Here is a 26,780-nt window from a genome sequence, read left to right as displayed (position 1 = left end):
CTAACATATTGCCACTTTTTTATACCGAAATATACACTTTTTGGCAATTTAACAGAGCCTTTTTTAATATTATTTTATCATAAGTTATTAACAATCAGATTGTTAATTTGTTTTTAAGGAATGACTAGTTAGAATTTTAAAGTTTCAGGATTTTGACGTGAGTCATACAATCTTAAAATTTCTATTCTTGTACTGGTTTCTCTATAAAAAATTGTGTTCTGTTTGGTTACGACACACTTTCTTATTTGAAATTCTTTGTTTATATAAGGAAATTGATTCGGATTTTTATGAATAAGATTAATACAAAAATCCAGCTTGTTAATAAATTTTAAACAGACCTTTTTACTCCATCTTTTGTCGAGGTATTCTAGGAGTTTGGAAAAATCATCGTCTGCGTAGGAAGACCATTTTATTGGCTTAAGCATACTTGTTTGCGTATTTTTCTATCAGTTCGTTATGATCTAGTCCATTACTAATATTCATCTCATCAATAGCATCTTGTATGCCTTCTTGCTGAGTTGAAGTAAGGGCGTTCCACTCTTCAGTGTCATTTTCCTTATTGATGAAATTGAGAACTATGCCATAAATCTGTTCTAATTTTGACTTTTCAAGTGTGTCAATTTCTCGGAATAGTTTCAGTTTTAATTCAGCAGTGCTCATAAGTATTAGTTTGTTCAAATTTACAAAAAAAAATTACGCCCAATACAATTCATCCTCAAAAATCAACAATTCAGTTGATTTAAGTTTCAAAACCATTTTAACCGTTTTATATTTGTTCAAGAATTAGTAATCAATTTAAAAATAAGGAATTATGACAAAAATTATCATTTCAATAGTATTATTTATCAGCAGTTTAATTTCTGCTCAAAACGTTGACTTAACTGTAAAAATCTCTGGATTGAAAAACAATACTGGAGTTGTTCAAGTTGGATTGTTTAACTCTGAGGGTACATTTCTCAAAAAAGCTTTTAAGGGAACTTCTTCTGAGATTAAATCGAATAGTGCAACAGTTACTTTTTCTAATATTCCAAAAGGGAAATATGGTGTTTCGGCCTACCACGATGCTAACAATAACGGCAAATTGGACACCAATTTTTTAGGTATTCCAAAGGAAGATGTTGCCTGTTCTAATAATGCTAAAGGTAAAATGGGACCTCCAAAATATGAAGATGCCAAATTCGACTTGAGTAAAGACTTGAAAATTGATGTCAAATTCAACGATTAACCAACTATCTAAAATCTATTAAAATGAAGAAAATTATCACAACTATCGCTTTTTTTACAATGATTGTAGTCTCAGCTCAAGGTAAATTTGAGCAAGGAATGGGGAAAGCCTTCCAGCTTTGGGGAGAAGGGAAAAACACTGAAGCATCGGCTATGTTCGAAAGAATTGCTTTGGCAGAGCCAACATCTTGGCTGCCCAATTATTATGTTGCTCTAGTAAACACTACAACGGCATTTCAAACAAAAGATAAGGAACAGATTAATTTATTGTTGACAAAAGCGCAAAACGCCTTAGATGTTGAATTGATAAAAACTCCAAACAATGCAGAGCTTATCATTATGCAAGCGATGATTCACACGGCTTGGATTACTTTCGATCCAATGATCAATGGCCAAAAATTGTCAGGAAAAGTTATGGAATTGTATGGTAAAGCCCAGGCAATTGCACCTGAGAACCCAAGAGCTGTTTTCGGAAAAGCGGAGTTTGAAATTGGTGCAGCACAATTTTGGGGCACCGATACGAAGCCAATCTGCGCGCAAATTGATAAAGCTATCGGTCTTTTTGCTACTTTTAAACCAGAAACGCCCTTTTCGCCAAAATGGGGATTGGAAAGAGCTTTAGAAGCTCAAAAAAAATGTAAATAAAATAGTTGCGGAGCATTAAATAAGTCGAACAATGAAAAATGTTTATTTCAGAGAATTCCCTAGAGCAATTGTAATTGGAATTGTCATTTTTGGATTGCTCAATTTCATAGAGGTGGTCAATGGCGGAACTTTTTCCTTTAATGAAAGGCTCAGATTAATGTTTATGTATACGATGCTGTACAGCGTTTCCTTGCATATAGCTAATGCCTTTTTGTTCATACAATTAGATAAGATTTTTGTCAATGAACGATTTTCAATAAGAAGAATACTTGTTGGTTTTACCTCTTCGTTTTTTTTATCATTGTTTGTCATTTTTTTACTCAGAATTTTTATAAACACAGTTATAAATAATCAATCTTTTGCCGTTTTTATTGCTAATGAAACTCCATCAGATTACCTTGTCGCTTCAATTTTTACTTTTATAGTATTGTTGATTACGCATTTTGTATATCTCTATAGAAGTTACCAAGACAATAAAGTAAAAGAACAAAAAATCATCGCAGGTACTGCAAATGCTAAGTTTGAAAGCCTGAAAAACCAAATAGATCCACATTTTCTTTTCAATAGCCTGAATGTTTTGAGCTCCTTGATCGAAGAAAATCCTGAAAATGCACAACGATTTACCACGTCCTTGTCTAAAATATATCGTTACGTTTTGGAACAAAAAGACAAGGAATTGGTATCAGTAGAAGAGGAATTGGCATTCGCTAAAACCTATATGAATTTATTGAAAATGCGTTTCGAGAACAGTTTGTTTTACGAACTACCTGAAGGAATTCCTAATCCAGAAGCCAAAGTAGTTCCGCTTTCCTTGCAGCTTTTATTAGAAAATACAGTAAAACATAATGTAGTTAGCGAGCAAAAACCTTTAAAGATTCGGATTTTTATAGAGGGTGATTATTTAGTCATACAAAATGATTATCAAAAGAAAGAAGTGTTGCAGGATAGACGAGGAGTTGGTCTTCAGAACATCATTAACCGCTACAGCATTATTACCAATAGAAAAGTATTGATTGAACAAAATGAACAAACGTTTACAGTCAAAATACCAATTTTAACAAAACAAATTAGCATTATGGAAACAACATCAAGTTATAGTGAAAATACAGCTTATTTTAGAGCAAAAAAGAGAGTAGAACAACTCAAAGGGTTTTATGGGAACCTGATTTCTTATTGCTGTGTCATCCCGGTTTTAATTTTTGTAAATCTTACCTATTCCCCACAATTTCACTGGTTTTGGTTTTCAGCAGCAGGTTGGGGGTTCGGATTAACGATGCACGCTTTTCAAACCTTTGGTTATGGAGCGAATTGGGAAGAAAGAAAAATTCAAGAAATATTAAATAAAGAAGATAACAAACAAACCTGGAAATAGTCATGGAAAAGCAATATACAGAAGAAGAGCGCTATTATAATGCACGCAAGAGAGTAGAAGATATTAAAGGCTTTTATGGGAATTTAATAGCTTTTATCGTCGTTAATGCTGGACTTTTAGTGATTAACTTGGTTACGTCGCCACAATATTTATGGTTTTTATGGCCCTTGTTATGGTGGGGAATTGGGGTGGTTTTTCACGGGATGAAAGTGTTCAATTATATGCCTTTTTTTAGCAAGGATTGGGAAGAGAAAAAAATAAAAGAATTTATTGAAAAAGAGGAACAAACCAAAAATACTTGGAAATAATTAAATTGTAAAGTTATGAGAAGATCGAGACGAATGTTTGACGAATACCAAGCTGGAAATTTCAATCCAGATGATCGATATGAATTGGCCTATAAAAGGGTAAAAAGAATCAAAGGATTTTATATTCACGCGCTGGTTTTTGTGCTTGTAAATGCATTTATAATTATATCGTCAGTCAATAGCAGTGAGATGGGTACTGAAGTTTTTTTCAAATGGGGAACCTATTCAACTGCTTTCTTTTGGGGAATTGGTTTGTTAGCGCACGGACTGTCAGTTTTTGGTAGAGATCTATTTTTTGGTGCTGACTGGGAAGAAAGAAAAATTAAAGAATTTATGGAAAAAGACAAAAACGAAAAATGGGAGTAGGGAAAGTGTTCAGAGATCAGTTTTCTAGTGATCAGCTACAAGACACTTCTAACTTCTAACTTCCCACCTCTAACCTCCAACTTACAAATGACAACAATAATAATCGAAGACGAAAAACCAGCAGCAAGATTGCTGCAACGTAAATTAGAAAAACTCAATATTTCAGTAAGTGTGATGCTTCATTCGGTCGAGGAATCTATTGAATGGTTTTCTAAAAATGAGCATCCCGATTTGATCTTTTTAGACATTCAATTATCGGATGGTTTGTCGTTTGAAATCTTCGAAAAAGCGGATATAAAAAGTGCTGTAATTTTTACTACAGCGTATGACGAATATGCGTTAAAAGCATTCAAATTAAACTCCATTGATTACCTTCTGAAACCCATCGACGAAGATGATTTAGAAGTGGCAATTTCTAAATTTAAAATCCGTTTTCCTGGTCAAAATCCAACGCTGAATTTAGACTTTGAAACCATCAAAAAAATGTTATCCAATCCTTTCGATAAAAATTTCAAAACTCGATTTACAGTCAAAATAGGGCAGCATCTCAAGGTGATTTCTATTGATGAAATCGAATGTTTTTTTAGCGAGAATAAAGGGACGTATATCCATACTTTCGATAATAGAAATTATCTAATCGAATCGACTTTGGAGGTTTTAGAACAAGAATTAGATGCTAAGCAATTTTATAGAATTAGCCGAAAATTTATTGTTCCAATGAAGTCAATAAAGGAGATTGTAGTGCACAGTAATTCTCGATTGAAGGTAATTTTGCCAACCTTTAAGGACGATGAAGTGATTGTTAGTCGCGAAAAAGTAGCTGATTTCAAGGCTTGGATTTGTTGATTTTTTAATTAAATTAAATAGTAATATAAATTAGCTTAAAAATACTGGTGTTTAGTTATTTATATGTGTGATATAGATTTAATCTATTGTGGTTTTAGCTCTTAAAATAGTGCTTTCTAATGGCAATCATTACAAAAAGGAAGAAAGTGTATATGACAAAAAACGGAATGATAGAATCGATCAAATTTAGAGCTAACATCAAGGCCATAATCAACAATTGAAAACCCAATCCGTAAATCGAAACGAAGGTCATAAACCAATTTGGAAACGAATTTACTTTGTAAGCATCGCTGTCTAAAGCGTGAATAATTTCATCGAAAACACCATACACAATCGTGTAGATTCGAAACATTATATCGACCGATTTTTGAGTTTCTCTGGGCAAAGCAACTGGCGATTTATCTTCAAAAATCTTGCTAGTGGTATCTCCACCCGCCGATTTATTTCTTAAAATTACATAATAGTAATTGTATAAAGTTCCTTGTAATTGGATGCAAAAAAACGCCGAAATTGTCATCCAAATTGAAGCGTTCGAGACGTAAAAAATAGCCATAAAAAACAAAAAATTCAAGACGATGTCGAATACACTATCGAGGTATCGTCCAACATAAGATGGGGTGTTTTTTACCCTTGCCAACTCACCATCAACGGCGTCAATAATCGCCTTCAAAATGATGAAAAATCCAGCTAATAAATAGTGATGTTGAAAGATGCAAAAGAGGGCAATTAAACCCGAAAAACCAAAAAGGAGTGTTACGTGAATTGGTGTAATTTTGGTATTTTTTAATCGGTTAGCAAAGAATTTTGCAAAGGGTCTTCCGTAATCCGACAAATCTAGAAATTTATCTTCGTTTGCAAGTTTGGACATTTTTTAATGTTAAACAAAAAGGATGCGACAATATAGTCAGGTATTATTTTGAATTGCCACACTTTATAGTGGTGGCTATGTATTATTTCGATAATCGATGTAACGTAAATGTCATTGCGGTCAGTAAAAAGAAAGCAACTACTTGATGAGTCAATCCTAACCACAATGGAACGCTATAAAGCAACGTAAACACTCCAAGGACAAATTGTACAAATACAATAATTACTAAGGCGTTTATGCCTTGTTTTTGCTGTTTGCTTAAATCAAATTTATGGCTTTTGAAGGCCAATAGTAAAATCAATCCCACTACTACATAGGCTAAGGTACGGTGCACAAATTGAACCCCACTTTTACCTTCGGTAAGTCGAAGTATCCAACTGTCTTTTTCCAGCATCACACTTTCGTGAATGAATTGTCCGTCGCTCATCAATGGCCAGTGATTGTGAATTAATCCAGCATTTAGTCCCGCAACGAAGCCGCCATAAATAATTTGTAATAGCAGGAAAACCAGTGTAAATCGTGCAATTTTTCGCAGAGGAAGAAAGGCTTGCTGACGATTTGGATATATCAAATCCAGAGCGACCCAAAGTGTGTACGCAAAAGTTAAGAAGGCAAAAGTCAGGTGTAATGATAGTCTAAAGTGACTTACATCTGGATTGTCAACTAAACCGCTTCGTACCATAAACCAACCGAAAAAACCTTGTAAAGCTCCCATTCCCAAAAGAACAAAGCATTTGTTGAGAGTAGGTCTGTCAATTTTTTTCTTAATTAAAAAATAGACAAAAGGAATAATGAAAACCAATCCGATTATCCTACCTATAAATCGGTGAAACCATTCCCAAAAATAAATGAATTTATAGTCTGAAAGGGTAAAATCGTTATGAATATTGATTTTTTGATACTCGGGGAATTTCTTGTATTCCTCAAATGCTTGCGACCATTTTTCTTCGGTCATCGGAGGAAATGTGTCGGTTACTAAATGCCAGTCAGTCATCGAAAGTCCTGAGTTGGTCAAGCGAGTAATTCCACCTACTACGACCATTATAAATACTAAAATGCAGCCTGAAAGTAGCCAGATTATAACGGATTTATTTGCGTTTTTCATTGATTAAATTCTTTATGCAAAAGTATTTCAAATACAATTAATTTTTGATTCAACAGTCGTTAATCTTTAGCCCTAATTTCGCACCTCTTTTTAACACAAAATCATAAGCTGCTTGGTATTCGTTTGGGATTTCTCCTTCTAAAATAGCTTCTTTCACAGCTTCTTTTAATACGCCGATTTCACGAGAAGGTTGTAAATTGAAAATCGCCATAATCTCTTCGCCAGAAATAGGAGGTTGGAAATTACGGACCTGATCCCGTTCTTCGACTTCAACGATTTTCTTGCGAACTAGCTCGAAATTGTGATGGTATTTTTTGAATTTAGTTGGATTTTTGGTGGTGATGTCAGCTTCACACAAAGTCATTAAACTTTCGACATCTTCGCCGGCATCAAAAACCAAACGACGTACGGCAGAATCAGTAACCAAATCTTGTGAAAGCACGATGGGACGTGAACTCATTATTACCATTTTTTGAACAAATTTCATTTTGTGGTTCAAGGGCATTCTTAATCTTTCGAAGATTTTTTTTGCCATTTTTCCGCCCAAAAATTCGTGACCGTGAAAAGTCCAACCTTGCTTTTTATTGAAACGTTTGGTTGGTGCTTTGCCAATATCGTGCAATAATGCTGACCAACGTAGCCAAACGTCATCCGTGTTAGGGCAAATGTTGTCTACTACTTCGAGGGTATGATAAAAATTATTTTTATGGGTTTGACCTTCGATTTCTTCGACTTGGTTCAAAGCCGTCAACTCCGGCAAAATGATGTCTAAAAGTCCCGTTTTATACAACAATAAAAAGCCAACCGATGGTTTGTCAGTCGAAAGGATTTTATTCAATTCATCGACAATACGTTCACCAGAAATAATTTTGATTCGTTCTGCGTTTTTGGTAATGGAATTAAAAGATTTTTCTTCAATTTCAAAGCCCAATTGGGTGGCGAATCGAATTCCTCTCAGCATTCGTAACGGATCATCAGAAAAAGTGATGTCTGGATCTAATGGCGTTCTGATGATTTTGTTTTTCAAATCTTCCAATCCGTTGAAAGGATCGGATAATTCTCCAAAATTATCGGTATTTAATGATAAAGCAAGGGCGTTGATGGTGAAATCACGCCGGTTTTGATCGTCTTCCAAGGTTCCGTTTTCTACAACAGGGTTTCTGCTATCGAGATTGTATGATTCTGTACGAGCGCCTACAAATTCGATTTCAGTATCTTCAAAACGCAACATTGCCGTTCCATAAGTTTTGAAAACTTGAACTTTTGGTTTTTTAGGCAATAATTCCGAAACTTTTAAAGCTAATTCTATTCCGCTGCCAACGGCGACGATATCGATATCTTTTTTGAAGTCTCGTTCTAGTAGTAAATCTCTCACGAAGCCTCCAATCACGTAACTTTCGAGCTGGAGTTCTTGTGAAGCTTGAGAAATGACTTCGAATATTTTATTATTTAAGGCTGATTTGTAGTTCATTATTTTTGTTTAAAGTTTAAAGTAGTTTAAAACTGTAAACTGCAATCTGAATTCTATTTACTGAACACTTAAAACTGTGTACTGATTACTATTTTCGAATCACTTTCACCTGCGAATCGCTCGTCAATTTTATAATTGTAGAAGGTTTTCCTGCAATTTTTTCGCGATGCAAATTTACAACATAGTCCACACCTTTTATAATTTCGGGGCTAATATCTTTGAAGGCGATAGGAGTGGGTTGTCCAGAGATATTTGCTGAAGTGGAAACCAATGGTTTTTTCATTTTTTCCATCAATTTGAAGCAAAACGGTTCTTTGACAATCCGGATCCCTAGCGTATTATCGGTGGCAATTAGATTGGCGGCTACATTTCGTGGTTTGTCCAAAATCAAGGTGGTTGGTTTTTCGGATAAATCTATAATTTGCCAAGCCACTTCTGGAATGTCTTTGAAAACATTGTACATCATTTTATCGCCGTTCATCAGTACAATCATCGATTGATTTTCAGCTCTTTGTTTGAGTTTGTATACTTTGGCAACAGCTTCAGGATTCGTAGCATCGCAACCTATTCCCCAAACGGTATCGGTTGGGTACAATATGATTCCGCCTTGTTTTATGACTTCGTATGCATTGTGGATTTCTTGGTTGATGTCCATTGTCTTTAATAACTTTTTTAGTGGCTATTCAGTTTAATTAAAAAGAGAAAGAGTTTGCTCTAACACTTCTTTAGAGAAAGGTTTTAAACTTTGTTCTGAATTGTTTTGCAATTCAATCCATAGTTGTTTATTGGTATATAACTCAATTATAGCTGCCGCAAATTCTTCATTTGAATCTGCAATTAGAGCATTTTTTTTGTGCACCAAATGCATTCCTTCTGAACCTATTGGAGATGTTACTAAGGGAAGATGATATTCAAAGGCTTGTCCAATTTTGCCTTTGACTCCAGCGCCATACCGTAAAGGTGCAATCATAAATTTATTTGCTAAGAAATATTCTTCAATATTGGGAACATATCCTTTAAATATAAATTTAGGATCGCTAATATCAGTTATTTCTTTGTTTACATTTCCAATAATGTTTACTATTAAATCTGGTATTTCTTTCCATACTATTGGCATTATTTCATTGTATAAATAATATAAAGCATCAATGTTAGGGGTATGGTTAGAGCCAATAAAGAGAATATCTTTTCTCTCTTCAAAGGGTAAAGTTTTTTCTTTTTGTATCTTTATGTCGTGAATGTTAGAGATTGTAATCATCTTTTTTTCATCACAGAATTGATTCATGTACTTTTTTTCGAAGTCTGAAATAGTGACTACTAAATCAGCCTCTTTGGCCGAAATTGTTTCTAATTTTTTGTATTGGGTATATTTTTTTTTGAATGTAATGTTTTTGGGATCTAATTCGAGGGCTCTTTCATATCTCAGATGATGGATGTCGACCATATCATAAACTAATCTTGCTTTTTTTAAGCATTTTTTAGCTACTTTATAATATTCTAAAAAAACATCTGGATTATAAAACCAAGCAATTGTTGCGTTGGCATTATTCTTTTTTAGATATTTTTCAATATCAATGGATTTATGATGCTCATAGTAAACGTTGACTCCAAGTCTTTGAAAAAACTCTATATATTGATTATCATTGAGAAAAGTTTTCTTTTTTATTAATGATACGCTATATCCTATTCTGATAAATGCTTGAATTATTTCTTTGAATCTGTTAGAACCTGAATCTTGGTCGTGTTCTGGAATTATACTACAGAAAAAAACAACTTCTTTGTTATGGTAAATTTCTTCAATTCTTGTTTCAACCGAGGTTGCTTGAATGGCATTAATTTGTGGTTGCCATTTATTCTTAAATTTTTCTAGATTAAGTTTGAATAGCTCTTCTTTTTGTTTAATTTTAGCGGTATCAATATTTTTAGGTGCATTATAAGTCACGCCGTTAAAATGTAATACTACGGAAAATGGGGTATAATAAACTTCTTTATTTTGAAGGTGTTTTATTTGGAAGCAAAAATCTGTTTCTTCGAAATAAGCAGGTGCAAAGTATTCGTCAAATAAATTTAAATCACCGTTATCTTTATGTTTTTTAAATAATAAACTACATCCAGAACAATAATCTACTTTATAGATATAGTTGACCTGCGGATAATAAACTTCTTTTTTTCTTACAATTTGATGTATAGTACAATCTTTCATAAATACAGATCCTGCTTCTTGTAGTGAACCATCTGCGTTTATGAGTTTTGATCCTACTGCTCCAACATTTGGAAAACTTTCAAAAACATAAAAAAGCTCTTCTAAAAAACCTTTTTGAACTTCAGTATCATTATTTAAAATATAAATATATTCGCCTAAAGATGATTTTATACCAATATTTATATTCTTTAAGAATCCCTTGTTTTCAGTATTTTTTATTACTCTTATGCCAGTTATTTCGCTAAGATTGCAATTTTCTGAACTATTGTCATCAATCAATAGTATCTCATAACTAATTTTGTCTGTTAAATGGGTATGAAGATGGTTTAGACAATTCCAGGTGTAATCTAGTTGATTGTAAAATGGGATAATTATTGTTACTTTAGGATTTGTAGAGGGATTAAAATCGAGTTTGTTTTTCTCGATATCAAAAACCGTCCTAATATTTGAATTTAAATAGGTTTTTTCAAGAATATTAATTTTTCTACGTTTTCTAAAATAATATTTTATTTTTCGTGATAATTGCATTATTCAGTTTGTGATTTTTGTTTTTTTAGTGATTTGCTAATATACTTTATATATTACATTTGTCCAATCACATTTTTTACTCTCTCTCTAGAAAAAGGTTCCAAGTTTTTTTCGGATTGATTTTGAAGTTTTTGCCATAATTCCTTGTTGGTATACAATTCTACAATGGCAGAAGCAAACCCTTCACTAGAATCTTCAATCAATACATTTTTCCTATTGGTCAAATTCATTCCTTCGGCACCTATTGAAGTTGTTACTACGGGCAAATAATATTCAAAAGCTTGACCAATTTTACCTTTTACTCCCGCACCAAAGCGTAATGGAGCAATCATCATCTTGGAACTGATGAAAAAAGGTTCAATATCTGGAACATACCCTTTAAAAATAAAATTCGAATCTTGGATATCGCCAATTTTATCAATTACATTCCCAATAATTATTACTTTAACATCTGGTAATTTTTTCCAAACTAGTGGCATAATTTCGTTATACAGGTAATGAATCGAGTCTATATTGGGGGCATGGGTCGAACCAGTTAAAAGTAAATCTTTCCTATTTTCGAATGTGAAACATTCTTCTTTTTTAATTTTTGGATAATGTATATTCGATATCGTAATTATCTTATTTGAATTGACATATTGCGACATTATCTCTTTTTCGATTTCAGAAATGGCAATAACATAATCTACTTGTTTTGAAAATTTTGTTTCGATTTCAAGGTATTTTAGGTATTTTTTTCTGAGAGAAATTCGCGTTGGATCGAGTGCAATGGCTCTTTGATATCGCAAAAAATGAATATCGACCATATCATAAATGGTTTTAGATGATGGAAGATTATAATTGATTTTTTTTAAATTTTTCTTTAATTCATTGGGGCCATTGAACCAAACATAATCCACTTTTGGAATCGATTTCAAAAAAGCAAAATAATTTTCGAATTGATTGCTTTCAACATATGTTATAATTCCTAAAGTACTGAAATAGCTCATGTATTCGTCTGTTCTATAGGCGTTTTTCGAGCATATTACACAGTTAAAACCGAGTTCTTGGAATGAAATAATTATTTCTTTAAGTCGGTTGGAACCTGAATCTTTATCAGGAGTAGGCATATTTCTACAAATGAAAACAATAGTTTTATTAGAAGGGTTGTAGTTCTCAAAATTAGGAATAGAATGTTCCAACTGATGCTTTAAAACATTTTTCTTTTTGAAATATTCTTTTATGTTTTTGAATAAACTCATTTATTTTTATTTCTATTTTTTTATGATTTATTGAAAGTGACTACTTCAAATCATTTTTTTTTTTTTTTTGACTTTTACAGTACTAAAACAGCTTTTTTAGTTGATCATATGAGTTTTCCCAGGTGAATTTTTTTACTAGTTCAGAGCCAGATTTAGATATTTTATATCTTAACTCATGGTCATTAACTAGTTTTATAATAGATTGGGCCAAGTCATCAGCATCATTTGGATTTACCATCAAGTAATCTTGACCATTTGCACCATAATCGGAGTGTCCTTTTATGTCGGTTATTATTGTAGCACAGCCACATAGCATTGCTTCTGCTCTAGGCAATCCCCAACCCTCAGCAAGACTAGGTGTAATAAAAATACTCGAATCATTATATAGCTTTCTTAAATTTTTTGGTTTCGTGTGAAAATTTATCCAATCTGGTATGTTTTCATTTCTTTTTAGAACACTAAAAAAATCAACATCTAGGTTTGGGATTGTTTTTTTTGCAATTTTTAAAGCTTCAATGCCAATAATGGAACCTTTCAATTCTAATTTATGATACATCATTGATATTTTCAGTGGATTTCGATCCTCTATTCTAACATCAATACCAAATGTAATATGGTCTAAACCATTTCTGATTATTGTACATTCTTCTCCAACTTCAGTTACTAGTTCTTGTAGCCAATTTGCAATTGCAATTTTTTGTAAAGGTAATTTCAATGTTTCAATAACTCTTTCCTTAGTTCCTGACCAGGTTTCGTAACCTTGAATTAAATACAGTTTTTTTCCTTTGTTTTTAGAATAATGTCCTACCCATTCTGCGGTTTCCCAAGAAGTAGCAATCGTTACATCAGAATCACGAATGTATTTCTCTTCTAGTGTGTATATGAAATTCTCTTTAACTTTTTCATCAAGATTAAACCATCTTCTTGCAAAAGGGTATTTAATTTTCAAATATTTCGTAATTTCAAATACAAACTTAAAAAAAACACCTTTTCTGATTTTTTCTGGTTTAAGTCTTTTAGGATAATAAATGCAGACATCATTAGAATCTTCAGCCATTTTGTTTGCATATTCAAACAAGACCTTGAAACCTCCTACAGGATATTTGGGAAGAGCGGGTAAAATGATGTTGATTTTGGTCATAAATCAGTATTTTTTCTTATAAAATAAAACTCGTTTCAATTGGTGTAAAGAAATGATGTTATTGTTTACAAATGTAATAATTCTATCTTTGTCTTTATTTATCAAATTATCTTTTGAAAAAAGGTCTTTAGAAGGCAACTCAAATACAAATTGAATATAGATTCAATAAACAGATATGACAAAAGCAGTAAAAATACTGATTCCTATTTATAAATCCTATTTTGGAGAGCTTGAAGAAAAATCTTTTTTGCAATGCATCAAAGTTCTTCATAATTACGAAATCGTTTTGGTTCAACCTGAGGGTTTAGACCATTCATATATTACTAAAAAGTATAAAAATATAAGAGTTGAAAGTTTTTCAGCGCGCTATTTTACAAACATTCAAGGGTATAATGAATTATTATTGTCGTCATTATTTTATGAAAGATTTTTAGATTCAGAGTATATATTAATTTATCAATTGGATGCTTTTGTATTCAAAGATGAATTGATTGAATGGTGTCAAAAAGGGTACGATTATATTGGTGCGCCCTGGATTACAAGTCCGAAAAATACATTTTTCGCGAAGGTTTCTCATTCAATCGCGAGGGGATTTAGGTCAAAAGAAAAAAATGATCGTGAACAAACTTTTTTTAAAGTTGGAAATGGAGGCTTTTCATTGCGAAGAACGAGTTCTCATTATACTATTGCAAAGAAAAATAAGGAGTTTATTTTCGATTTTTTAAGTGACAAAGAAAAAAAAATATATGCTATTGAAGATGTTTTTTGGTCATTGAAAGCCAAAGAATTTAATCCTTTCTTCAAGATTCCAGATTACAAAGAAGCGTTGCACTTTGCTATAGATAGAAAACCTAAACTCGCTTTTAAGTTAATTGAATATGGATTGCCTTTTGGCTGCCACGGAATCAATAAGCCTAAGGTGATCGGTTTTTGGAAAGCTATTTTAGACAAGTATTAGAATAATTTTGTAAAATAAATACAGAAATGACAATTAAATTTATGTTTTCTAAAACTGTTCTCGATGCTAAAGAAGTGCTTTCCTTTATAAAAAATTTCAATTCCAAAGGAATTCTTTTTGGCGACGGCCAACGAAATAAAATCAAATTATTTGAATTAGAAGGCAGAACCATCAACATTAAATCCTTCAAAGTTCCGCATTTCATTAATAAAATTGCCTATAAATATTTCAGAAAATCCAAAGCAAGACGCTCTTTTGAATATGCTACCTCTTTGTTGGAAAAAGGGATTGGTACACCACAACCCATAGCTTATTTTGAAAATTACGATTTCATTGGACTCAAGGATAGCTATTATGTGAGCGAGCATCTTGAATGTGATTTGACATATAGAGAATTGGTTCAAATTCCAGATTTTCCAGATCACGAGACTATTTTGAGACAATTTACCCAATTTTCTTTCGAGTTACACGAAAAAGGAATCGAGTTTTTAGACCATTCCCCAGGTAATACTTTGATTCAAAAAAATGCCGAAGGAAATTATGATTTCTTCTTAGTTGATTTAAACCGAATGGAATTTCACGAAACGATGGATTTCGATTCTAGAATGAAAAACCTCAGTCGTTTGACTCCAAAAAAGGAAATGATTGCCGTAATGAGTAATGAATATGCTAAGTTATATAAGGCTCAAACGGAAGCCGAAATTTTAGAAAAAATGTGGTTTTACACCAATGATTTTCAAGTTCGTTTTGCTAAAAAAAGACGTTTGAAAAAGAAACTGAAATTCTGGAAGTCTTAATTTTATTTTGGCTATCCGCTAAGCGACCAAAAAAAATATAATTTTTAAACCATTAAGGCATTAAGAAAATTAAGTTTTTAATCTTAATGAACCTTAATTTCTTAATAATTTTATTAAAGATTCTGTTTCAAAAACAAATCCATTTTATCTTTGAATAATTCGGGTTCAAATTCTTGATACAACGAAAGCGCATTTTTTTTGAGTTCTTTCTCTGTTTTCGCAGCCAATAATGCTGGTTTGAAATCATTCAAATGTACCGAAATATGATGCACACCATCTTCTAGAGTAGCCCAAATTTTCTTTTCAATCCAAGGCGAAAAAATAATAAAAGAGGGTTTTTCTAATGCTTTTGCCATATTGATAGCTCCGCCATCGTTACCAATAATCAAATCGCAATGGTTCATTATGGCGATAAAGGAACGCAAATCATTGCCCAATAAATCAAAATAGATTTTTTCTTGAGTGGAAGGTTTACAAGCATCAAAAACAATTTTGGCCTCCTTGATTTGCTTAGGGAAATAATTGAAAAGAATGTTTACTTCTTGATTATCGGCAATGCAATCGACCACTTTTGCCATATATTCCAATGGATATGTTTTTAGTTTTTCGCTTCCCAAAAGGCTAATCATTACCGTTTTTCGATCTTTTTTAAGTTGATGGTATTCGAAAAGGGCAATAGCTTCTTGATCTTCTTTATCGCTAACAAATAATTTTGGAAAAGTATCCACTTCAATTTTCAAATTAAGCGGTTCTAATAACGAAAGTCGTCTTTCGATGGCCAATCCCAAATTGGTTTTTGGAAATTCAGCAAAAGGGACATTGTCGGTATATAAAAAAGTGCGCCCGGGTTTTTTATAGGAAATTTTTCTTTTGGCTCCGCTCAATAAAACAATGAGCCAACTTTCTAATTTAGAATAAGCATCTATTAGTAAATCGTATTTAAAAGAGCGAATTTCGAGTGCCAAATTCAAGAATTCTCTTTTGCTTTTGCGGTGTTTTTCTTGAAATAAAAGCACATTGTCAATATTAGGATTTCCTTCTAATACAGGTACGGTTGATTCGTAAACCAAATAATCGATTTGGGCATCGGGATAGGCTTTGCGTAAATTGTTGCAAATGACGCTACTTACCAGCACATCGCCAATCATTTTTTGTTGTATAACTAGTATTTTCATTTCGAAAAAGGAGTCAATTTTTAACTATACAAATTGAAGCAAAAAAAATCAATATTCTTGTCTAGTTTAAAATAAAAATTCCAAATCCCAATAAATAATTATTGGAATTTGGAATTTTAAAATATTGGAATTTGAAATTTATACTGCTACATCATACTCTCTTAAAGCATTATTCAACGATGTTTTCAAATCGGTAGATGGTTTACGAGTACCGATAATCAAGGCGCAAGGCACTTGGTAATCTCCAGCGGCAAACTTTTTAGTATAACTTCCAGGAATTACCACCGAACGAGCCGGAACAAATCCCTTTCTTTCGACAGGAGTTTCTCCGGTTACATCAATAATTTTTGTGGAAGCAGTCAAGCATACATTCGCTCCAAGAACAGCTTCTTTTCCCACGTGAACGCCTTCAACAATAATACAACGAGAACCAATAAATGCGCCGTCTTCAATAATTACCGGCGCAGCTTGTAATGGTTCCAAAACGCCGCCAATTCCAACTCCACCACTCAAGTGAACATCCTTGCCAATTTGAGCACAGCTTCCAACAGTTGCCCAAGTATCTACCATTGTTCCAGAATCGACATAAGCACCAATGTTTACATAACTTGGCATCATAATTACGCCACTAGCAAGAAAAGCTCCATAACGGGCAGAGGCTCCAGGAACCACGCGAACTCCTTTGTCAGCATAATCTCTTTTAAGCAACATTTTGTCGTGGTATTCGAAGATTCCAGCCTCTAATGTTTCCATTTTTTGGATTGGGAAATACAAAACAACAGCTTTTTTTATCCATTCGTTTACTTGCCAACCTTCGCCAACAGGCTCGGCAACACGTAATTTTCCTGCATCTAATAATTCGATAACTGATCTAATGGCATCAGTAGTTTTTGTTTCTTGCAACAAAGCACGGTTTTCCCAAGCTTGTTCTATAAGGGATTGTAATTCGTTCATTTTAATATAATTTTGAGCAAAGATAGAATTTTTAGCCAAAAGCAAAAAGTCAAATCTGATTGAAAATGTTATATATTTGTACTTTAAATCGATTCAGTATGGAAACTATCAGATTAGAATTTCAACCCAACATCAAAGCCAAAATTTTGGAATTATTGAGTTCGTTCTCTTCGGATGAATTGAAAATAGTTCAAGAAGATGAAAATTTCATCGAAAATAAAAGAGAATTGGATATTGCTTATGCTAAACTGAAAAGCGGTACTGAGAAAATGTATTCAATAGATGAAGTTGATGCAATTCTAGAAGAAACTATTTCTAAATATGAAAATTAATATTTCGGAACGGTTTATGTCTAAATTAAATAATCAAGTTGATTATATTGCTGCGGACAAACCTCAGGCTGCAAGAAAATTTAAGAATGATTTACTTAAAAATATAAAAAAAGACTTAAAACAACCATTTCATTTCAAGAAATCAAGATATTTTGATAATGAAAATATAAGGGATTATGTTTTTAAAGGATATGTAGTTGTTTACGAGGTGGATATTGAAAAAAAAATAGTTTATGTCTTTGGTTTCATAAAATATAAAGACTCTTTATAAATGCCAAGAATTCTCGCCATAGATTACGGACAAAAACGCACCGGAATAGCCGTTACTGATGAACTGCAAATTATCGCTTCAGGATTGACGACCATTCCATCGGCTACAGCAATCTCTTTTTTGAAAGATTATTTTTCCAAAGAAAAGGTAGAAGCAGTCCTCATTGGCGAACCCAAACAAATGAACGGAGAACCATCCGAAAGCGCATCTATTATCAAAGGATTTGTGACACATTTTACCAATCATTTTCCAGAGATGAAAGTCATTCGCGTAGACGAACGATTTACTTCAAAAATGGCTTTTCAGTCGATGATTGATAACGGGATGAATAAGAAACAGCGACAAAACAAAGCACTGATTGACGAAATATCGGCCACCATTATGCTTCAGGATTATTTGACGAGAAAAATGTTTTAATTTTTTTTTAATTCAATTATTCTTGAGATTTCAACAAGGATTTTGTCGTTTTTAAGATGTTCTCCGACAAGTTGGTAAGCCAGATCAACTGTTCTAGTACCAATTGAGCTTCACGCATTTTATTCATAAAAGATTCACTGTTAGTATCTGCACCTTCCGATAATTCCTTCTCTCGTATTTTTTTTAATTCGTTAAAACTTTCGTTGGTTTGGTCGTCCATTTCGATAGCAGTGTCTATATTTTCATCCTGCAGAAGCAAAATGGATTGGTCTAAATTTTTAATGATTTTGTCAAAAACTGTATTAAAGGATGCGGATGCTTTTGTAGTTTTATGAGATTGGATAAAAGTTCCTAAGGAAGCCGCAGCGGATAGCATAGCATTGTTTATGACACTAAATTTATATACTTGTTGAAGGTATACTTGCTTCGATTTGGGTTCTTGAAGCGTTCTTTGAAAAGAGGCCATAAGATTTCCAATTTCAATAAAGGACTGATTTCTTGCCCATCTATAATTTTCAGTAATTCCTTTTTTTTCATTGTATAAAATGGAAATCTGCAGTAGATAATTTCGATTGGCTTCGATTGAATTTTTTATATTTTCGTTCGTGTTTAATGATTCCCAATAGGGCCAAAAAAAGTGATTGGCCAAAATTGCTAAAATGGCTCCAACCAAAGTATCTAAAACGCGATACATAATAATATTGCCATCGCTAGGATGCAAAACTGCAAAAAGAAATATAACGTATACAGTTATATAAGCACTGCCAATTTTATAGTTAGAAGGGTTATAAGTCAATCCCATAATCATAAACACTATTGTTAGCACAATTAGAATTGACCTACTTGGTTCTATTGATAAAATCGCAAAACCTATTATTGCTCCAATAAGAGTTCCTATAAAACGGTTGAATGTCCTTTCTTTGGTTAGACCATAACCAGGACGCATTATTACCACGATGGTCAATAATATCCAATATACATTTTCAAAAGGTAGCACTTTTCCAATAACTAATCCTATCATTAATGTGGTTGTGATTCTCAGGGAATGCCTAAATTCTAGTGATGAAAAACTGAAATTTTCAGTTAAAGTACTGATTGGATAATAGGGAGTAATAGCAAGTTTTTCGATTTCTTTTTCTCTACCATTAAGATCTTTTAGTTTTACAGTCGAGGTATATGCATTTTCAAGTGTTTTAATTTTTTCAACTTGTTTTTCAGCATAATGCAACATTGTAGTGAGCATATGTACCCCTTCTGAATCTTCGTTTTCACGCAGATTACTTTTGTAATCAGCTATTGCAAATTCAAAAGCAAACAATTTTTCAGTCAAAGTGTTTTTTTGAATAAATCGCTTTCTTTTTTTGATTTTTTTGGATAATGATTTCAGATTTTTAGCCAATGTATAAGCTAAATTTTGATACGTAATCAAAACTTTAGGATAGTCATCAAATTTCTGATGCAGCTTATTGTGATCAAAAGAAGTAGATATCGCTAATTCCATAATTTCTACCAAGGACATTAATGCAAGGAGCATTTTTCTATTTTGGCTCGAAGAACCATAATCTGTTCTATTTCGGACAAGGACTTCTCTTAAATTTTCGTGAATCGTATTCAATTCGACTTGAAGGAGTAATTGCTTTCGGGTGATTTCTTTTCGGTCGGAATGCAATTCCCATAAATCGCCTCTTAATTTCAAATATTTCGAAGTCAAATTAATGCATTCAACAATTTGTAACTCGGTATAGCGATGGGGATTGATGTAATAAAAAAGAATTGAAATCAAAAAATAAAACAAACCTCCAGACAGGAGCAGACCTGAATGTATTAGTATTCCTAGACCAGAATGAATGTGAGCAAAAGAAATGCAAAGAATCATTAATGATGAAAAGGCGACCATCGTTGCACGATGACCATATACAGACAACATAGAAAGTCCAAAGACGAGAACAGTAAAAATGGGGTAAAATAGCAACGGATAAGGGTAAGTAACATTGATTATTATGTTGACTATAGTAATAATTATAATAGTCGCCAGTAATCCGTTTATCTTATGTTTTAAGTTACTGGGTGTATCACTTGGAAAAGTAAAAAAAGCACCAAGAGCGATGGTTATTCCGACTTCTAGGTGCCCTAGGTAGGAGCAAACAAAAACTGGAATAACAGCGGATAGCGCAACTTTGAGCGCATTGTAGAGGTTATTGCCAATAGTAAACTCTTTTATTTTTGGAATCATAACTTGGGTGGTTACTCGCAAAGGTAATAATTGAGTTGTTTAAATAATGATTTAGAGTTTGCATTTCTAAATCAAATTTAATTATTTACCAATGATATATTGAATGCATTTTTTTTTACTATTTTTGCGCACTGAAATTTTACTAGAAGATTTTGAATTTGCAGTAGATAATATTTAATTTTAAGTTAATGATTTTACCAATTGTAGGATATGGCGATCCAGTTTTAAGAAAAGTAGGAGAGGAGATTACTCCAGAATATCCGAACTTGAAAGAAACTATTGCAAATATGTATGAAACGATGTATAATGCATTCGGTGTTGGTCTTGCCGCACAACAAGTAGGCCTGAACATTCGCCTTTTTGTTATTGATACCACACCATTTAGCGATGATGAGGATTTACCAACCGAAGAACAAAAACAATTAAGTGGTTTCAAAAGAACTTTTATCAACGCCAAAATGTTGAAAGAAGAAGGCGAAATATGGAGTTTTAACGAAGGCTGCCTTAGTATTCCGGATGTGCGCGAAGATGTTTATCGTCACGAAAGAATTACCGTTGAATACTGCGACGAAGATTTTAATTTAAAAACTGAAGTTTTTGATGGTCTTATTGCACGCGTCATTCAGCACGAATACGACCATAACGAAGGAATCTTGTTTACTGATTTGATTTCGACATTGAAAAGACAATTGGTTAAAAAGAAATTGCAAAACATAATGGATGGCAAAGCTAGACCAGATTATCGTATGAAATTTTGCAACAAAAAGGGAAGATAAGCGAAGTTATCAGTTTGCAGTAGCAGTTTTCAGTTTCTCAAGAAATAAATAAAAAATATAATTTATAAAAAAATGAATTTAGAAAAAATATTATCAATTTCAGGAAAGCCAGGCTTATATGCATTGAAAGTTCAAACGCGTACTGGTTTTTTGGCAGAATCTTTAGTAGATGGAAAAAAAATATCGGTTAGCTTGAAGGTAAACGTGAGTTTGTTGTCAGAGATTTCGATTTACACCATAAACCAAGAGAAGCCATTGACTGAAGTTATGCGTAGCATCGCCATCAAGGAAAACGAAGGGCCAGCCATTTCACATAAAGAAGACAATGCTACACTAGTGGCTTATTTTGCTGAGATTCTACCAGAATACGATTCAGAACGAGTGTATCCATCTGATATTAAAAAAGTGTTGAATTGGTATAACTTGCTTCAATCCAAAGGAATGGTTTCTAAAGAAGAGCCTAAAATTGAGAACGTCGAGGAAATTAAAGAAAGCGTTGTTGAAGAAGTTGTTGCCGAAATAGCTCCTGTAGAGAAAGCTCCATCCAAAAAAGCAAAAGCAAAGAAAGCGTAATTTACTTTCTTATAATATATTTTAATCCTGTCACGATGTTTTCCTGACAGGTTTTTTTTTATTTAAAAACATACAATCTAAATATATTGTTATAACTTTGTTCTTATTTTTATGAGTTATGGAAACAAACATTATTACAATAGGAAATTCAAAGGGGATAATTATTCCTTCAAAATTGCTAAAAATTGCGGGTTTTAAAAGTATCGTAAATTTAGAAATTAACGAAGGAAAATTGGTAATTAGTCCCTCCAAAAAAGTCCGTGAAGGATGGGAAGAATTGATAAAAATGGAAATTGATAAAAACGGGCAACCCAATTCGTTGATTCCTGATTTTTTTGATGATGAACAAGAAAATGATTGGCAATGGTAAAACAATATGAAATGTATTGGGTTGCTCTTGATCCAACATTAGGAAGTGAAATCAATAAAGTAAGACCTTGTCTAGTGATTTCACCTGACGAGTCAAATCAGTTTTTGAACACCGTTTTGATAGCTCCAATTACTTCTAAAATTAGAAACTTTCCAATGAGACTAGGAATCGTTTTAGAAAACAAAAACGGTCAAATTTGTTTGGATCAAATTCGATGTATTGATAAAATGAGATTGAAAATTAAAATTGCGGCACTCGGAAAAAACGATGTTGAAAAAGTAAAAAATCTATTAAAAGAATATTTAGTAAACTAATGAACTCCAAACAAAACCAGCTACAAGCTTTCGAACGTTTATTGAATATTATGGACGATTTGCGAGAAAAATGTCCTTGGGACAAAAAGCAAACAATCCAAACGTTACGTCATTTGACGATTGAAGAAACCTACGAATTGGGAGATGCTATTTTAGACAATGATTTGAATGAGGTCAAAAAAGAATTAGGCGATTTGTTACTGCATATTGTGTTTTATGCCAAAATCGGCAGTGAAACCAATAATTTTGATATGGCTGATGTGTGTAATGAAATTTGCGAAAAGCTTATACACCGGCATCCGCATATTTACAGCGATGTTGTGGTAAAAGATGAAGAAGAAGTAAAGCAAAACTGGGAAAAACTCAAACTCAAAGAGGGAAAAAAATCAGTTCTCGAAGGTGTTCCACGAAGTTTGCCTGCTTTGGTCAAAGCCAGTCGAATTCAGGACAAAGTCAAGGGAGTTGGCTTCGATTGGGAAGAACCACATCAGGTTTGGGATAAAGTCCAAGAGGAATTACAAGAACTTCAGGTTGAGGTTGAAGCAGGAAATCAAGATAAAATGGAATCTGAATTTGGTGATGTATTGTTTTCGATGATCAACTACGCTCGATTTTTGAATATCAATCCCGAAGACGCTTTGGAGCGAACCAACAAAAAATTCATCAAAAGATTTCAGTATTTGGAAAGCAAAGCGGGAGAATTAGGTAAGCCTTTGATGGAAATGACCTTAGCTGAGATGGACGTTTTTTGGGAGGAGGCCAAAAAAATGTAACACACTTTGGAGGTTAAAGAGTATGAAATTTACTTATGAGCGAAGATTAATAATTATACGATGTCTGCAATTTTCTTGAGTTTTGCGAGATCTTTGATGACTATTTTTTTACCTATCAATCCAATCAACCCAGTTTTGTTGAAATCAGACAATAATCGAATACAACTTTCGGTGGCAGTTCCAATCATTCCTGCCAATTCTTCGCGTGATAGCTGAATTCGTAAAGAACCATCATCGTTTTTGCCAAAAGTTTCTTCAAGATAAACGAGGGTTTCTGCCAAACGTTCTTTTACTGTTTTTTGAGAAATAGAAATCATATGTTCACTGGCTTCTTTCAAATCACCACAAATCGTTTTCATCATATTCATCGAAAACTGATTGTTCTTATCGAACATATTAATTACTTCGGCTTTAGGGATAAAACAAACTTCCATGTCTTCAAGTGCCACCGCGCTTAGATTTGCAGGTTCATCACTGATCATAGATCGTTGCCCTAATAATTCACCTGCTTTTACTAATTTTATGATTTGGTCTTTACCGTTCGGGCTTAATTTCGACAATTTACAAGCACCAGTAGTAACACAGTAGATGCCATTTACAAGATCTCCTTCTTCAAAGATAGGGCTTCCTTTTTTTATAGTATAGGATGTTTTGCACTCGGCGAGTTTGATAAGTTCGTCCTTATTTAGCGCTTTTAAAGAGCTAAATTCTCTAACAATACACTGTTCACATTTACCCATATCAGAAAATAATTATTTGGTGGTGCAAATCTACAAAATAATATGATAAATATCATATTTTTAATTTGTGGGCAGAGTATATTTGTGCCCTGAAAAAATCTAAAAAAATTATGGGCCAAAAATCCTGTTTTCATTGCGGATTAGAAGTTGTAAAAGACGAAGAAATTTTGTTTGACGAAAAAAGTTTTTGTTGCAATGGTTGCAAAACCGTGTACGAAATTTTTAGTTTAAATGATATGACTTGCTATTATGATTTCGAAAAATCGCCAGGGGCAACTCCGCTTGACATCAGTGGAAAGTATGATTTTTTAGATAATGAAAGTATAGTTTCTAAATTATTAGAATTTCAAGAAGATAAAACAGCGATTGTCTCATTAAATATTCCGCATATTCACTGTAGTTCGTGTATTTGGATTCTTGAAAATCTTCAAAAACTACAAAAAGGGATTAGTGCTTCACAAGTCAATTTTCCTCAGAAAAAAGTTCGAATTACCTATAATCCGGAAGAAGTTTCTCTAAAAGATATTGTTCATTTATTGAGTTCAATTGGTTATGAGCCCTACATCAGTTTGGAAAATTATGAAACAGGAAAAAATAATGTTGACCGCAGTCTGACCTATAAATTAGGCTTGGCTTTCTTTTGTTTTGGCAATATTATGTTGCTGTCTTTTCCCGAATATTTTGAAGTAAAGGAATATTGGTTGGACACTTATAAACCTTTTTTTCGTTGGTTGATCTTTGCTTTGTCCTTGCCTTCATTTTTGTATTCGGCTAGTGGTTATTATGTTTCCGCATACAAAAGCATCAAATCAGGAATGTTGAATATTGATATTCCAATTGCGCTGGGGATTATTATATTTTTCATCCGAAGCACGTTTGATATTGTAATGGATTATGGCTCTGGATTTTTCGATAGCTTGACCGGTTTAATTTTCTTTATGCTTTTGGGGAAAATGTTCCAGATAAAAACCTATAGTTTTTTGAGTTTCGAAAGAGATTTTAAATCCTATTTTCCGATTGCGATTACCAGAATCAATGCCGATACTTCTGAAGAAAGTGTTCCTATTTATGATGTCGAAAAAGGCAATCGCCTTTTAATTAGAAACCAAGAATTAATTCCTGTTGATGGGATTCTGATTTCTGAAAAAGCCGAAATTGATTATAGTTTTGTAACGGGTGAAGCGATACCTATTACAAAAAAATCTGGTGACAAAGTCTTTGCCGGCGGAAAACAAATAGGAAAAGTGATCGAAATGGAAGTTTTGCATTCGGTGAAACAAAGCTATTTGACACAATTGTGGAGTAATGATGTTTTTCAGAAGAAGGTAGAGCAAAAACACAAATCTATTACAGATTCTATCAGTCATTATTTTACGCCTATTTTGCTGTTGATAGCTTTTGCAGGATTTGGATATTGGATTTTTATCGATGCCAATACGGCTTTCAATGTGTTTACAGCAGTGCTTATTGTGGCTTGTCCTTGTGCTTTGGCATTGACGGCTCCTTTCACAATGGGTAATGTATTGCGTATTATGGGTAAAAAGAAATTTTATCTCAAAAACGCTTTAGTTATAGAACAATTAGCCAAAGTGGATACTCTAGTTTTTGATAAAACAGGAACTATAACAACCAACGTAAAATCGAATATTTCATTCGAAGGAACCGAACTATCCGCCGATAATTTAGTGATTCTGAAATCTGTTTTAAGGGCTTCGAATCACCCGTTGAGTCGAATGTTGTATGATTTTTTACCAGAAAGTAAAAGATTAAAAATGAATGATTTTCAGGAGATAACTGGAAAAGGAATTCAGGCGACTTTAGAGGGTGTTCTTGTGCATGTTGGCTCAGCTGATTTTGTTGGTAAAACGGAAGAGAACAGCATTCAGCAAACGTCGGTTCACATAAAGATTGATGAGATTTATTGTGGTAAATATATTTTCAATAATCATTATAGAGAAGGTTTAGCGACTCTTTTTGAAGAACTGAATCAGAATTATCAAATCAAAGTAGTATCAGGAGACAATGAAGGCGAAAGATCATCATTGGAAAAATTATTGCCAAAAGGAACAGAATTAGTGTTCAATCAAAAACCAGAGCAAAAACTGGAATATATTAAAAAATTGCAAGAATCGGGTCGTAATGTGATGATGGTTGGAGATGGACTTAATGATGCTGGAGCTTTGGCGCAAAGTAATATTGGCATTTCTATTTCCGAAAATGTTAATGTTTTTTCTCCTGCTTGCGATGCCATTTTAGATGCACGTGAATTCAAAAAATTGAGTTATTTTCTAAAATTATCAAAGAAGTCAATAACGACAATAAAAATGAGTTTTGCTCTTTCTATAATCTATAATATTATTGGATTGGCTTTTGCAATAACTGGAAATCTGTTGCCTTTAGTAGCTGCCATAATAATGCCGTTGAGTACGGTGACAATTGTTAGTTTCGTTACTATTGTTAGTAATTTTTATGCAAAAAGTTTAGAATGAATGAATTCAATGATTTTATTCTAAATTTGACAAAGTCACAGAATATGATATTTATCATAATCTGAAAATAATCGAAATAGTATCTTTGCTAATCAAATTAAATTCTATGAGTGTTATCTATTTACTTATTTCCATCAGTATTGTGGTTGCCGTTTTTTTCTTTTTCGCCTTTGTAAGAGCAGTAAAGACGGGTCAATACGATGATGATTACACTCCTTCTGTTCGGATGCTTTTTGACGACGAGTTGGTAAAAAAAGAAAAAGACGAACCTATTCAAAAAAAACCTTAAA

At 33.0% G+C, this 26,780-nt stretch carries 31 protein-coding genes; 18 read left to right on the top strand and 13 right to left on the bottom strand.

The window, feature by feature from the left end; translation table 11 throughout:
• Window positions 1–128: 128 nt before the first annotated feature.
• Together ACIQ1E_RS05860 and ACIQ1E_RS05855 are read right to left on the bottom strand one after the other, a co-directional pair.
• Window positions 129–425, bottom strand: a complete 297-nt coding sequence (locus ACIQ1E_RS05860; protein WP_396169567.1) for a type II toxin-antitoxin system RelE/ParE family toxin — start codon at window positions 423–425, stop codon at window positions 129–131.
• Window positions 418–660, bottom strand: coding sequence for a hypothetical protein (locus ACIQ1E_RS05855; protein ID WP_396169565.1), 243 nt, complete (start codon window positions 658–660; stop codon window positions 418–420). Before ACIQ1E_RS05855 ends, ACIQ1E_RS05860 begins: the two co-directional genes overlap by 8 nt.
• A gap of 151 nt (window positions 661–811) precedes the next feature.
• Between ACIQ1E_RS05855 and ACIQ1E_RS05850 the strand changes: the two genes are divergently transcribed.
• From ACIQ1E_RS05850 to ACIQ1E_RS05825, 6 genes are all read left to right on the top strand, one after another.
• The gene (locus tag ACIQ1E_RS05850; protein WP_396169563.1) at window positions 812–1,225 is read left to right on the top strand and encodes a DUF2141 domain-containing protein; all 414 of its coding nucleotides are present in this window, start codon (window positions 812–814) and stop codon (window positions 1,223–1,225) included.
• Window positions 1,226–1,248: 23 nt separating this feature from the next.
• Window positions 1,249–1,869, top strand: a complete 621-nt coding sequence (locus tag ACIQ1E_RS05845) for a hypothetical protein (protein WP_396169562.1) — start codon at window positions 1,249–1,251, stop codon at window positions 1,867–1,869.
• 31 nt (window positions 1,870–1,900) lie between these two features.
• Window positions 1,901–3,241, top strand: a complete 1,341-nt coding sequence (locus ACIQ1E_RS05840) for a histidine kinase (RefSeq protein WP_396169560.1) — start codon at window positions 1,901–1,903, stop codon at window positions 3,239–3,241.
• A 2-nt stretch (window positions 3,242–3,243) separates the two neighbouring features.
• On the top strand, window positions 3,244–3,549 hold the full coding sequence (locus ACIQ1E_RS05835) for a 2TM domain-containing protein (protein WP_396169558.1): 306 nt from the start codon (window positions 3,244–3,246) through the stop codon (window positions 3,547–3,549).
• 15 nt (window positions 3,550–3,564) lie between these two features.
• Window positions 3,565–3,915: a 2TM domain-containing protein gene (locus tag ACIQ1E_RS05830; RefSeq protein ID WP_396169556.1), complete on the top strand. Its 351-nt coding sequence runs from the start codon at window positions 3,565–3,567 to the stop codon at window positions 3,913–3,915.
• An 87-nt stretch (window positions 3,916–4,002) separates the two neighbouring features.
• Window positions 4,003–4,761, top strand: coding sequence for a LytR/AlgR family response regulator transcription factor (locus tag ACIQ1E_RS05825; protein WP_396169555.1), 759 nt, complete (start codon window positions 4,003–4,005; stop codon window positions 4,759–4,761).
• A gap of 94 nt (window positions 4,762–4,855) precedes the next feature.
• Here ACIQ1E_RS05825 and ACIQ1E_RS05820 read toward each other — a convergent pair whose 3' ends face one another.
• From ACIQ1E_RS05820 to ACIQ1E_RS05790, 7 genes are all read right to left on the bottom strand, one after another.
• On the bottom strand, window positions 4,856–5,629 hold the full coding sequence (locus ACIQ1E_RS05820) for a CDP-alcohol phosphatidyltransferase family protein (protein WP_396169553.1): 774 nt from the start codon (window positions 5,627–5,629) through the stop codon (window positions 4,856–4,858).
• Window positions 5,630–5,711: 82 nt separating this feature from the next.
• Window positions 5,712–6,734, bottom strand: a complete 1,023-nt coding sequence (locus ACIQ1E_RS05815; RefSeq protein ID WP_396169551.1) for a COX15/CtaA family protein — start codon at window positions 6,732–6,734, stop codon at window positions 5,712–5,714.
• A gap of 49 nt (window positions 6,735–6,783) precedes the next feature.
• Window positions 6,784–8,205, bottom strand: a complete 1,422-nt coding sequence (locus ACIQ1E_RS05810; protein WP_396169549.1) for a CCA tRNA nucleotidyltransferase — start codon at window positions 8,203–8,205, stop codon at window positions 6,784–6,786.
• Window positions 8,206–8,293: 88 nt separating this feature from the next.
• The gene (locus tag ACIQ1E_RS05805) at window positions 8,294–8,860 is read right to left on the bottom strand and encodes an L-threonylcarbamoyladenylate synthase (RefSeq protein ID WP_396169547.1); all 567 of its coding nucleotides are present in this window, start codon (window positions 8,858–8,860) and stop codon (window positions 8,294–8,296) included.
• 33 nt (window positions 8,861–8,893) lie between these two features.
• Window positions 8,894–10,936, bottom strand: coding sequence for a glycosyltransferase (locus tag ACIQ1E_RS05800; protein ID WP_396169546.1), 2,043 nt, complete (start codon window positions 10,934–10,936; stop codon window positions 8,894–8,896).
• A gap of 53 nt (window positions 10,937–10,989) precedes the next feature.
• Window positions 10,990–12,177 (bottom strand): glycosyltransferase, encoded by a 1,188-nt coding sequence (locus tag ACIQ1E_RS05795; RefSeq protein ID WP_396169544.1) that lies wholly within the window; start codon window positions 12,175–12,177, stop codon window positions 10,990–10,992.
• Window positions 12,178–12,259: 82 nt separating this feature from the next.
• Window positions 12,260–13,234 (bottom strand): glycosyltransferase family 4 protein, encoded by a 975-nt coding sequence (locus ACIQ1E_RS05790; RefSeq protein WP_396169542.1) that lies wholly within the window; start codon window positions 13,232–13,234, stop codon window positions 12,260–12,262.
• A 259-nt stretch (window positions 13,235–13,493) separates the two neighbouring features.
• Between ACIQ1E_RS05790 and ACIQ1E_RS05785 the strand changes: the two genes are divergently transcribed.
• Together ACIQ1E_RS05785 and ACIQ1E_RS05780 are read left to right on the top strand one after the other, a co-directional pair.
• Entirely contained in the window at window positions 13,494–14,276 is a 783-nt protein-coding gene (locus tag ACIQ1E_RS05785) for a DUF5672 family protein (RefSeq protein WP_396169540.1), read from the top strand.
• Between the two features lie 26 nt (window positions 14,277–14,302).
• Window positions 14,303–15,073, top strand: coding sequence for a lipopolysaccharide kinase InaA family protein (locus ACIQ1E_RS05780; RefSeq protein ID WP_396169538.1), 771 nt, complete (start codon window positions 14,303–14,305; stop codon window positions 15,071–15,073).
• A 113-nt stretch (window positions 15,074–15,186) separates the two neighbouring features.
• On the opposite strand, the gene ACIQ1E_RS05775 is transcribed toward ACIQ1E_RS05780, so the two are convergent.
• Together ACIQ1E_RS05775 and ACIQ1E_RS05770 are read right to left on the bottom strand one after the other, a co-directional pair.
• Window positions 15,187–16,248 carry a glycosyltransferase family 9 protein gene (locus ACIQ1E_RS05775; protein WP_396169536.1) on the bottom strand — a complete coding sequence of 354 codons (1,062 nt, stop codon included), beginning with the start codon at window positions 16,246–16,248 and terminating at the stop codon, window positions 15,187–15,189.
• A gap of 138 nt (window positions 16,249–16,386) precedes the next feature.
• Complete coding sequence (locus ACIQ1E_RS05770; RefSeq protein WP_396169535.1) at window positions 16,387–17,202, bottom strand: 2,3,4,5-tetrahydropyridine-2,6-dicarboxylate N-succinyltransferase; 816 nt, start codon at window positions 17,200–17,202, stop codon at window positions 16,387–16,389.
• 98 nt (window positions 17,203–17,300) lie between these two features.
• Here ACIQ1E_RS05770 and ACIQ1E_RS05765 point away from each other — a divergent pair, with 98 nt between their 5' ends.
• Genes ACIQ1E_RS05765 through ruvX form a run of 3 tightly spaced genes read left to right on the top strand, consistent with a single transcriptional unit; the run spans window position 17,301 to window position 18,222 of the window.
• Window positions 17,301–17,534: a hypothetical protein gene (locus tag ACIQ1E_RS05765; protein ID WP_396169533.1), complete on the top strand. Its 234-nt coding sequence runs from the start codon at window positions 17,301–17,303 to the stop codon at window positions 17,532–17,534.
• Entirely contained in the window at window positions 17,524–17,805 is a 282-nt protein-coding gene (locus tag ACIQ1E_RS05760) for a type II toxin-antitoxin system RelE/ParE family toxin (protein ID WP_396169531.1), read from the top strand. The genes ACIQ1E_RS05765 and ACIQ1E_RS05760 overlap by 11 nt, the downstream gene beginning before the upstream one ends.
• Window positions 17,806–18,222: a Holliday junction resolvase RuvX gene (ruvX, locus tag ACIQ1E_RS05755; protein WP_396169529.1), complete on the top strand. Its 417-nt coding sequence runs from the start codon at window positions 17,806–17,808 to the stop codon at window positions 18,220–18,222.
• Window positions 18,223–18,238: 16 nt separating this feature from the next.
• Here ruvX and ACIQ1E_RS05750 read toward each other — a convergent pair whose 3' ends face one another.
• A complete protein-coding gene (locus ACIQ1E_RS05750; RefSeq protein WP_396169527.1) occupies window positions 18,239–20,455 on the bottom strand; it encodes an FUSC family membrane protein in 2,217 nt (738 codons plus the stop codon).
• A 188-nt stretch (window positions 20,456–20,643) separates the two neighbouring features.
• Here ACIQ1E_RS05750 and def point away from each other — a divergent pair, with 188 nt between their 5' ends.
• The 5 genes from def (at window position 20,644) to mazG (ending at window position 23,261) form a co-directional block, all read left to right on the top strand.
• Window positions 20,644–21,231 carry a peptide deformylase gene (gene def, locus ACIQ1E_RS05745; protein ID WP_396169525.1) on the top strand — a complete coding sequence of 196 codons (588 nt, stop codon included), beginning with the start codon at window positions 20,644–20,646 and terminating at the stop codon, window positions 21,229–21,231.
• Between the two features lie 72 nt (window positions 21,232–21,303).
• Complete coding sequence (locus ACIQ1E_RS05740; RefSeq protein WP_396169523.1) at window positions 21,304–21,804, top strand: DUF5606 domain-containing protein; 501 nt, start codon at window positions 21,304–21,306, stop codon at window positions 21,802–21,804.
• Between the two features lie 118 nt (window positions 21,805–21,922).
• Entirely contained in the window at window positions 21,923–22,174 is a 252-nt protein-coding gene (locus tag ACIQ1E_RS05735; protein WP_396169522.1) for an AbrB/MazE/SpoVT family DNA-binding domain-containing protein, read from the top strand.
• A complete protein-coding gene (locus tag ACIQ1E_RS05730) occupies window positions 22,168–22,488 on the top strand; it encodes a type II toxin-antitoxin system PemK/MazF family toxin (protein WP_396169520.1) in 321 nt (106 codons plus the stop codon). The genes ACIQ1E_RS05735 and ACIQ1E_RS05730 overlap by 7 nt, the downstream gene beginning before the upstream one ends.
• On the top strand, window positions 22,488–23,261 hold the full coding sequence (gene mazG / locus ACIQ1E_RS05725) for a nucleoside triphosphate pyrophosphohydrolase (protein ID WP_396169519.1): 774 nt from the start codon (window positions 22,488–22,490) through the stop codon (window positions 23,259–23,261). Before ACIQ1E_RS05730 ends, mazG begins: the two co-directional genes overlap by 1 nt.
• A 53-nt stretch (window positions 23,262–23,314) precedes the next feature.
• Here the strand turns inward: mazG and ACIQ1E_RS05720 are convergent, their stop codons facing one another.
• Window positions 23,315–24,001 carry a Crp/Fnr family transcriptional regulator gene (locus ACIQ1E_RS05720; RefSeq protein ID WP_396169517.1) on the bottom strand — a complete coding sequence of 229 codons (687 nt, stop codon included), beginning with the start codon at window positions 23,999–24,001 and terminating at the stop codon, window positions 23,315–23,317.
• A gap of 110 nt (window positions 24,002–24,111) precedes the next feature.
• Between ACIQ1E_RS05720 and ACIQ1E_RS05715 the strand changes: the two genes are divergently transcribed.
• Both ACIQ1E_RS05715 and ccoS read left to right on the top strand, forming a co-directional pair.
• Window positions 24,112–26,490, top strand: coding sequence for a heavy metal translocating P-type ATPase (locus ACIQ1E_RS05715; RefSeq protein ID WP_396169515.1), 2,379 nt, complete (start codon window positions 24,112–24,114; stop codon window positions 26,488–26,490).
• 106 nt (window positions 26,491–26,596) lie between these two features.
• Window positions 26,597–26,779: a cbb3-type cytochrome oxidase assembly protein CcoS gene (gene ccoS / locus ACIQ1E_RS05710; protein WP_396169513.1), complete on the top strand. Its 183-nt coding sequence runs from the start codon at window positions 26,597–26,599 to the stop codon at window positions 26,777–26,779.
• Window position 26,780 lies beyond the last annotated feature (1 nt).

The organism is Flavobacterium sp., from assembly GCF_044348915.1.
In the GTDB taxonomy this organism is placed as follows: Bacteria; Bacteroidota; Bacteroidia; order Flavobacteriales; family Flavobacteriaceae; genus Flavobacterium.
This window is presented reverse-complemented; position numbering and strand designations above follow the sequence as displayed.

Excerpts from the sequence above, each read along its gene's own strand:
- ACIQ1E_RS05720 (WP_396169517.1), bottom strand. The coding sequence starts at position 24,001 with ATGGGTAAATGTGAACAGTGTATTGTTAGAGAATTTAGCTCTTTAAAA.
- ACIQ1E_RS05845 (WP_396169562.1), top strand. The coding sequence starts at position 1,249 with ATGAAGAAAATTATCACAACTATCGCTTTTTTTACAATGATTGTAGTC.
- ACIQ1E_RS05840 (WP_396169560.1), top strand. The coding sequence starts at position 1,901 with ATGAAAAATGTTTATTTCAGAGAATTCCCTAGAGCAATTGTAATTGGA.
- ACIQ1E_RS05810 (WP_396169549.1), bottom strand. The coding sequence starts at position 8,205 with ATGAACTACAAATCAGCCTTAAATAATAAAATATTCGAAGTCATTTCT.
- ACIQ1E_RS05835 (WP_396169558.1), top strand. The coding sequence starts at position 3,244 with ATGGAAAAGCAATATACAGAAGAAGAGCGCTATTATAATGCACGCAAG.
- ACIQ1E_RS05750 (WP_396169527.1), bottom strand. The coding sequence starts at position 20,455 with ATGATTCCAAAAATAAAAGAGTTTACTATTGGCAATAACCTCTACAAT.
- ACIQ1E_RS05800 (WP_396169546.1), bottom strand. The coding sequence starts at position 10,936 with ATGCAATTATCACGAAAAATAAAATATTATTTTAGAAAACGTAGAAAA.
- ACIQ1E_RS05850 (WP_396169563.1), top strand. The coding sequence starts at position 812 with ATGACAAAAATTATCATTTCAATAGTATTATTTATCAGCAGTTTAATT.
- ACIQ1E_RS05820 (WP_396169553.1), bottom strand. The coding sequence starts at position 5,629 with ATGTCCAAACTTGCAAACGAAGATAAATTTCTAGATTTGTCGGATTAC.
- ACIQ1E_RS05730 (WP_396169520.1), top strand. The coding sequence starts at position 22,168 with ATGGTAAAACAATATGAAATGTATTGGGTTGCTCTTGATCCAACATTA.
- ACIQ1E_RS05740 (WP_396169523.1), top strand. The coding sequence starts at position 21,304 with ATGAATTTAGAAAAAATATTATCAATTTCAGGAAAGCCAGGCTTATAT.
- ACIQ1E_RS05735 (WP_396169522.1), top strand. The coding sequence starts at position 21,923 with ATGGAAACAAACATTATTACAATAGGAAATTCAAAGGGGATAATTATT.
- ACIQ1E_RS05770 (WP_396169535.1), bottom strand. The coding sequence starts at position 17,202 with ATGAACGAATTACAATCCCTTATAGAACAAGCTTGGGAAAACCGTGCT.
- ACIQ1E_RS05825 (WP_396169555.1), top strand. The coding sequence starts at position 4,003 with ATGACAACAATAATAATCGAAGACGAAAAACCAGCAGCAAGATTGCTG.
- ACIQ1E_RS05855 (WP_396169565.1), bottom strand. The coding sequence starts at position 660 with ATGAGCACTGCTGAATTAAAACTGAAACTATTCCGAGAAATTGACACA.
- ACIQ1E_RS05775 (WP_396169536.1), bottom strand. The coding sequence starts at position 16,248 with ATGAAAATACTAGTTATACAACAAAAAATGATTGGCGATGTGCTGGTA.
- ACIQ1E_RS05805 (WP_396169547.1), bottom strand. The coding sequence starts at position 8,860 with ATGGACATCAACCAAGAAATCCACAATGCATACGAAGTCATAAAACAA.
- ACIQ1E_RS05715 (WP_396169515.1), top strand. The coding sequence starts at position 24,112 with ATGGGCCAAAAATCCTGTTTTCATTGCGGATTAGAAGTTGTAAAAGAC.
- ACIQ1E_RS05785 (WP_396169540.1), top strand. The coding sequence starts at position 13,494 with ATGACAAAAGCAGTAAAAATACTGATTCCTATTTATAAATCCTATTTT.
- ACIQ1E_RS05795 (WP_396169544.1), bottom strand. The coding sequence starts at position 12,177 with ATGAGTTTATTCAAAAACATAAAAGAATATTTCAAAAAGAAAAATGTT.
- mazG (WP_396169519.1), top strand. The coding sequence starts at position 22,488 with ATGAACTCCAAACAAAACCAGCTACAAGCTTTCGAACGTTTATTGAAT.
- def (WP_396169525.1), top strand. The coding sequence starts at position 20,644 with ATGATTTTACCAATTGTAGGATATGGCGATCCAGTTTTAAGAAAAGTA.
- ACIQ1E_RS05780 (WP_396169538.1), top strand. The coding sequence starts at position 14,303 with ATGACAATTAAATTTATGTTTTCTAAAACTGTTCTCGATGCTAAAGAA.
- ACIQ1E_RS05765 (WP_396169533.1), top strand. The coding sequence starts at position 17,301 with ATGGAAACTATCAGATTAGAATTTCAACCCAACATCAAAGCCAAAATT.
- ACIQ1E_RS05815 (WP_396169551.1), bottom strand. The coding sequence starts at position 6,734 with ATGAAAAACGCAAATAAATCCGTTATAATCTGGCTACTTTCAGGCTGC.
- ACIQ1E_RS05830 (WP_396169556.1), top strand. The coding sequence starts at position 3,565 with ATGAGAAGATCGAGACGAATGTTTGACGAATACCAAGCTGGAAATTTC.
- ACIQ1E_RS05760 (WP_396169531.1), top strand. The coding sequence starts at position 17,524 with ATGAAAATTAATATTTCGGAACGGTTTATGTCTAAATTAAATAATCAA.
- ACIQ1E_RS05790 (WP_396169542.1), bottom strand. The coding sequence starts at position 13,234 with ATGGCTGAAGATTCTAATGATGTCTGCATTTATTATCCTAAAAGACTT.
- ruvX (WP_396169529.1), top strand. The coding sequence starts at position 17,806 with ATGCCAAGAATTCTCGCCATAGATTACGGACAAAAACGCACCGGAATA.
- ACIQ1E_RS05860 (WP_396169567.1), bottom strand. The coding sequence starts at position 425 with ATGCTTAAGCCAATAAAATGGTCTTCCTACGCAGACGATGATTTTTCC.
- ccoS (WP_396169513.1), top strand. The coding sequence starts at position 26,597 with ATGAGTGTTATCTATTTACTTATTTCCATCAGTATTGTGGTTGCCGTT.